Annotated in this window: 5 protein-coding genes; 2 read left to right on the forward strand and 3 right to left on the reverse strand. The window is 72.7% G+C overall.

Translation table 11 applies throughout. The features are described from left to right. Positions 1 to 399 (forward strand): peptidoglycan-binding protein (locus tag ACFU6K_RS35055; RefSeq protein ID WP_380670070.1); only part of this gene is annotated, 399 nt, incomplete at its 5' end. A 238-nt stretch (positions 400 to 637) separates the two neighbouring features. Continuing rightward, positions 638 to 994 carry a hypothetical protein gene (locus ACFU6K_RS35060; RefSeq protein WP_380670072.1) on the forward strand — a complete coding sequence of 119 codons (357 nt, stop codon included), beginning with the start codon at positions 638 to 640 and terminating at the stop codon, positions 992 to 994. Positions 995 to 1010: 16 nt separating this feature from the next. Here the strand turns inward: ACFU6K_RS35060 and ACFU6K_RS35065 are convergent, their stop codons facing one another. The 3 genes from ACFU6K_RS35065 to ACFU6K_RS35075 all read right to left on the reverse strand — a co-directional run bounded on the left by ACFU6K_RS35065 (position 1011) and on the right by ACFU6K_RS35075 (position 3054). Beyond that, positions 1011 to 1418, reverse strand: coding sequence for a hypothetical protein (locus tag ACFU6K_RS35065; RefSeq protein ID WP_380670074.1), 408 nt, complete (start codon positions 1416 to 1418; stop codon positions 1011 to 1013). 113 nt (positions 1419 to 1531) lie between these two features. Beyond that, positions 1532 to 1948 carry a hypothetical protein gene (locus ACFU6K_RS35070; protein ID WP_380670076.1) on the reverse strand — a complete coding sequence of 139 codons (417 nt, stop codon included), beginning with the start codon at positions 1946 to 1948 and terminating at the stop codon, positions 1532 to 1534. A 149-nt stretch (positions 1949 to 2097) separates the two neighbouring features. Further along, entirely contained in the window at positions 2098 to 3054 is a 957-nt protein-coding gene (locus ACFU6K_RS35075; protein ID WP_380670078.1) for a hypothetical protein, read from the reverse strand. Positions 3055 to 3180: the final 126 nt, after the last annotated feature.

The following is a 3180-nucleotide window of genomic DNA, read 5'->3' on the forward strand; positions in this document are numbered from 1 at the left end:
GGCCGTACATTGCGCATCAACACCTGGACCCGCCGCGCCGCCGCCCTGGCCGTCGGCGCGACTGCCGTCGTCGCCCTGACCGCCGGTTCCGCCAGCGCCGCGAGCACCCTCGCGAAGGGCAGCTACGGCTCCGCCGTCGGCTGCCTCCAGCAGGGCCTCAACTACGTGGACAGCGCCGGTCTCAAGGTCGACAACGACTTCGGCGGCCTCACCTACAACGCCGTCGTGCACTACCAGAGCGGCCACAGCCTGAGCCCGGACGGCGTCGTCGGCCCGGCCACCGGCGGTTCCATCAAGAACGCGGTCAGCTGGGCCTACAACGCCTCGAACCACGGCGGCGACCACTCCCCGGAGCTCGGTGCCTGGCTGGTCAACTGCAGCGGCCAGCTCCCGGGCTGACGCGGGAGCCGCCGGGCCGGGTGCGCCCGGGCGGTGACCGACAAAGGGCTCGGCGGTCTGGCCGCCGGGCCCCTTCCCCATAGCCGAATGACAGACTCGCCACCACGCCGCCCGGTGTGTGTACTTACGACTTTCCCCGGCGCCGTTTACCCCTCCCCTCCGGGGTGGGATCCCCCTCCCGAGCGGCGAGACCGCCGATCACCGGTGCATCGGAAGGGAGTTGGCGTTGGAGTGGTCCGTGCCGAGGCGGGCGGCCGTCTCGCTGACCGCCGCCGCCATCGCGAGCGCGGCCGTGATCCCGGCGGCGGGCACGCCGTCCGTGCCCCGGCAACTCGCCCGGCCCCGGAGCCGTACGGTGTGCGCGTTCACCGAACTCGACTTCCACGGCCTGCTCGTGCACATCCGGCTGCCGCGGCTGCTGATCGAGCCGCCCGTCGAGAGCGCGGTCAACGCCAGCCACGTCACCTGGTGCTTCTACGAAACGCCCGCGTACGGCGGCCTCGCCGTCACCCTCGAACCGGGCCGTGGGGCCGCCAGCTTCCCGTACCCGGTGCAGTCCGCGCGGCCGGTGGGGGAGGCCGGCCTCGGCGGTTGAGGCCGGCACCGCGGGGTCACGTGCAGAACTTGTCCTCCGGGCCGGCCTCGCTGACGATCACGTCCTTGTTCAGGTCCGCGTCGTAGGTCCAGTACGCGGTCCACAGGCCGGTGCCGCTCTGGAGCCCGGAGCCGAAGGAGTGCCGGACGTCCGCGCCGTCCTCGGACGTGACGTAGTGGAAGGCGACGCGGTTCGCGGTGGAGTCCGGGTCGGGCTTGCCGCGGGTGAGGGTGATGAAGTCGGTCCAGTCGTAGGTGGCGCCGTCCCAGCCGAAGTGGATCCGGCCGTTCTCGCACCTCAGCGGGCGCACCTCGGGGCCGCTGCGGACATGGGCCTTCCGGTCCGAGGGGGCCGCCGACGCGGTGCTCGCGATGGTGCCCGCAAGTGCGAACGCGGCGGCTGCCACGACCCAGGGGTTCCTCATCTGCCTCGCCTTCCTTCCTGCGGTGGTCGAATGCCTTGGCCGGCCGGTCCTCTCGGCCCGCCACGGGTGACGGCCGGTCGGCTCGACGGTCGACCGGCCGGTGCCGAGAGGGCTCAGCTGCAGAACTTGCTGCTCGGGCCTTCCTCGCTGACGATCACGTACGTCTCCGAGTCCGTGTCGTGGGTCCAGTACGCGGCCCACAGGCCGGTGCCGCTCTGGTACTCGGAGTCGAACGAGTGCCGGACGGTGCCGCCGGAGGAGACGAAGGAGTAGGCGAGGCGATTCCTGCTCGTGTCGTTCGGGTCGGGCTTCGTGTCGTAGAGGCCGACGAAGTCGGACGACGTGCGGGGGGCGCCGTCCCAGCCGTAGAAGATGTGGCCGTTCTCGCACGTCAGCGGGCGCAGTTCGGGGTCGCCGGGGACGACGCCCCTGCTGCCCGAGGCGGCGGGCGGGACGTGGGCCGACGCCGTGCCCGCGAAAGCGCCTGCAAGTGCGCAGACGGAAGCCGTTGTGACCCAGAGGTTCTTCATGTCCTCGCTTCTCCCTTGTTCGCGGGATCGCCTACTGATCCCGGCCTGCATTCGTGCCAATCGGAGGCCTCGGGGCAGACCCGTGCGACAGGGATTTGGTTCGAATGGCGGCCGCCTCGTACCGGCCGTTCCGTCTACCGGCCCTCCGGTTACCGGCCCTCCGCGCGGCGGGCGTGGCGGAGGACCGCGAGGACGGCCGCGCCCGCGACGGCTCCGAGCGCGAGTAGCGCGGCCACCGTCGCCGTATCCGGGGCGGTGACCGGTTGGCCGCGCAGCGCCTGCCAGAGCAGCAGGACCACCACCCCCAGGTAGGCGAGCCCGGCGATCCACATCAGCGCGACCCGGTGGCGCTCGGGCAGCCCGCGCGGCCGGCCGGCGAGGAGGAAGCCGATCAGCGGCAGCACCTGGAGCGCGTGGAGGCCGAGGAAGTGGGGGATCCGCAGGTCGCCCCCGAGGGTGCTCCAGTCGGTGACGGGCAGTCCCGGGCCGCCGTCGGCGAGCCCGACGGTGTGCGCGCCGACGACGGGCAGGCCGTGGCCCTGCCTGGCGGCGGCGCGTTGCAGGGAGGTGGGCAGCGTCATCAGGAACGCGACGGCCATGCCGAGGGCACTCACCCCCATGCCCCACCGCAGCCCCCACGCGAACACCGGCGGCCGTACCCGCTGACGCAGCAGCAGTACGACGACCGCCAGGGCCATCGCCCAGGTGGCGACGATGAAGGCGGCCATCGTCATCCATACCGCCGTCGCCGTCGGGGTGGCGAAGTTGAAGTGGCTGGTCGTCCCGGCCGCCGCCGCGGCGGCGATCAGGCCCATCTCGATGGTCAGCGACACGGCCGTCACCCGGGAGACGACCCGGACGAGGCGGTCGTGGCCGCGGACGAAGGTGAGCAGCCACAGCAGGGTGAGGGAGTAGAGGGCGATCGAGAGCGCGAAGCGGGCCGGTTTCGCCCAGGCGGGCTGCCCGGTGATCGACCGGGGATCGGCGATCAGGCCGACCAGGGCGATGGCCAGCATGAGGGCCATCAGGGCGGCGGTGCCGGCCAGTGGCCGGTTCGCTGCCCACGCCTGCCGCGCCAGTTCCGAGGGCCTGGGGGCCCGGGCCATGGGGGTTCCTCTCCGGGTGGGTGCATGGGAACGGCCGGTCGACCTCGCGGCAGCGTCAGGGTGGTGCCTTCTTCAAACGCACCGCGGGCTGTGACCGGGCCGGCGTCCTGCCACTGCGGCGGCGGT

Origin of the sequence: Kitasatospora sp. NPDC057512 (assembly GCF_042802135.1) — a bacterium.
GTDB lineage: Bacteria > Actinomycetota > Actinomycetes > Streptomycetales > Streptomycetaceae > Kitasatospora.

Bases quoted from the DNA above. Each gene is read 5' to 3' on its own strand.
- ACFU6K_RS35065 (WP_380670074.1), bottom strand. From the start codon at position 1,418: ATGAGGAACCCCTGGGTCGTGGCAGCCGCCGCGTTCGCACTTGCGGGC.
- ACFU6K_RS35070 (WP_380670076.1), bottom strand. From the start codon at position 1,948: ATGAAGAACCTCTGGGTCACAACGGCTTCCGTCTGCGCACTTGCAGGC.
- ACFU6K_RS35075 (WP_380670078.1), bottom strand. From the start codon at position 3,054: ATGGCCCGGGCCCCCAGGCCCTCGGAACTGGCGCGGCAGGCGTGGGCA.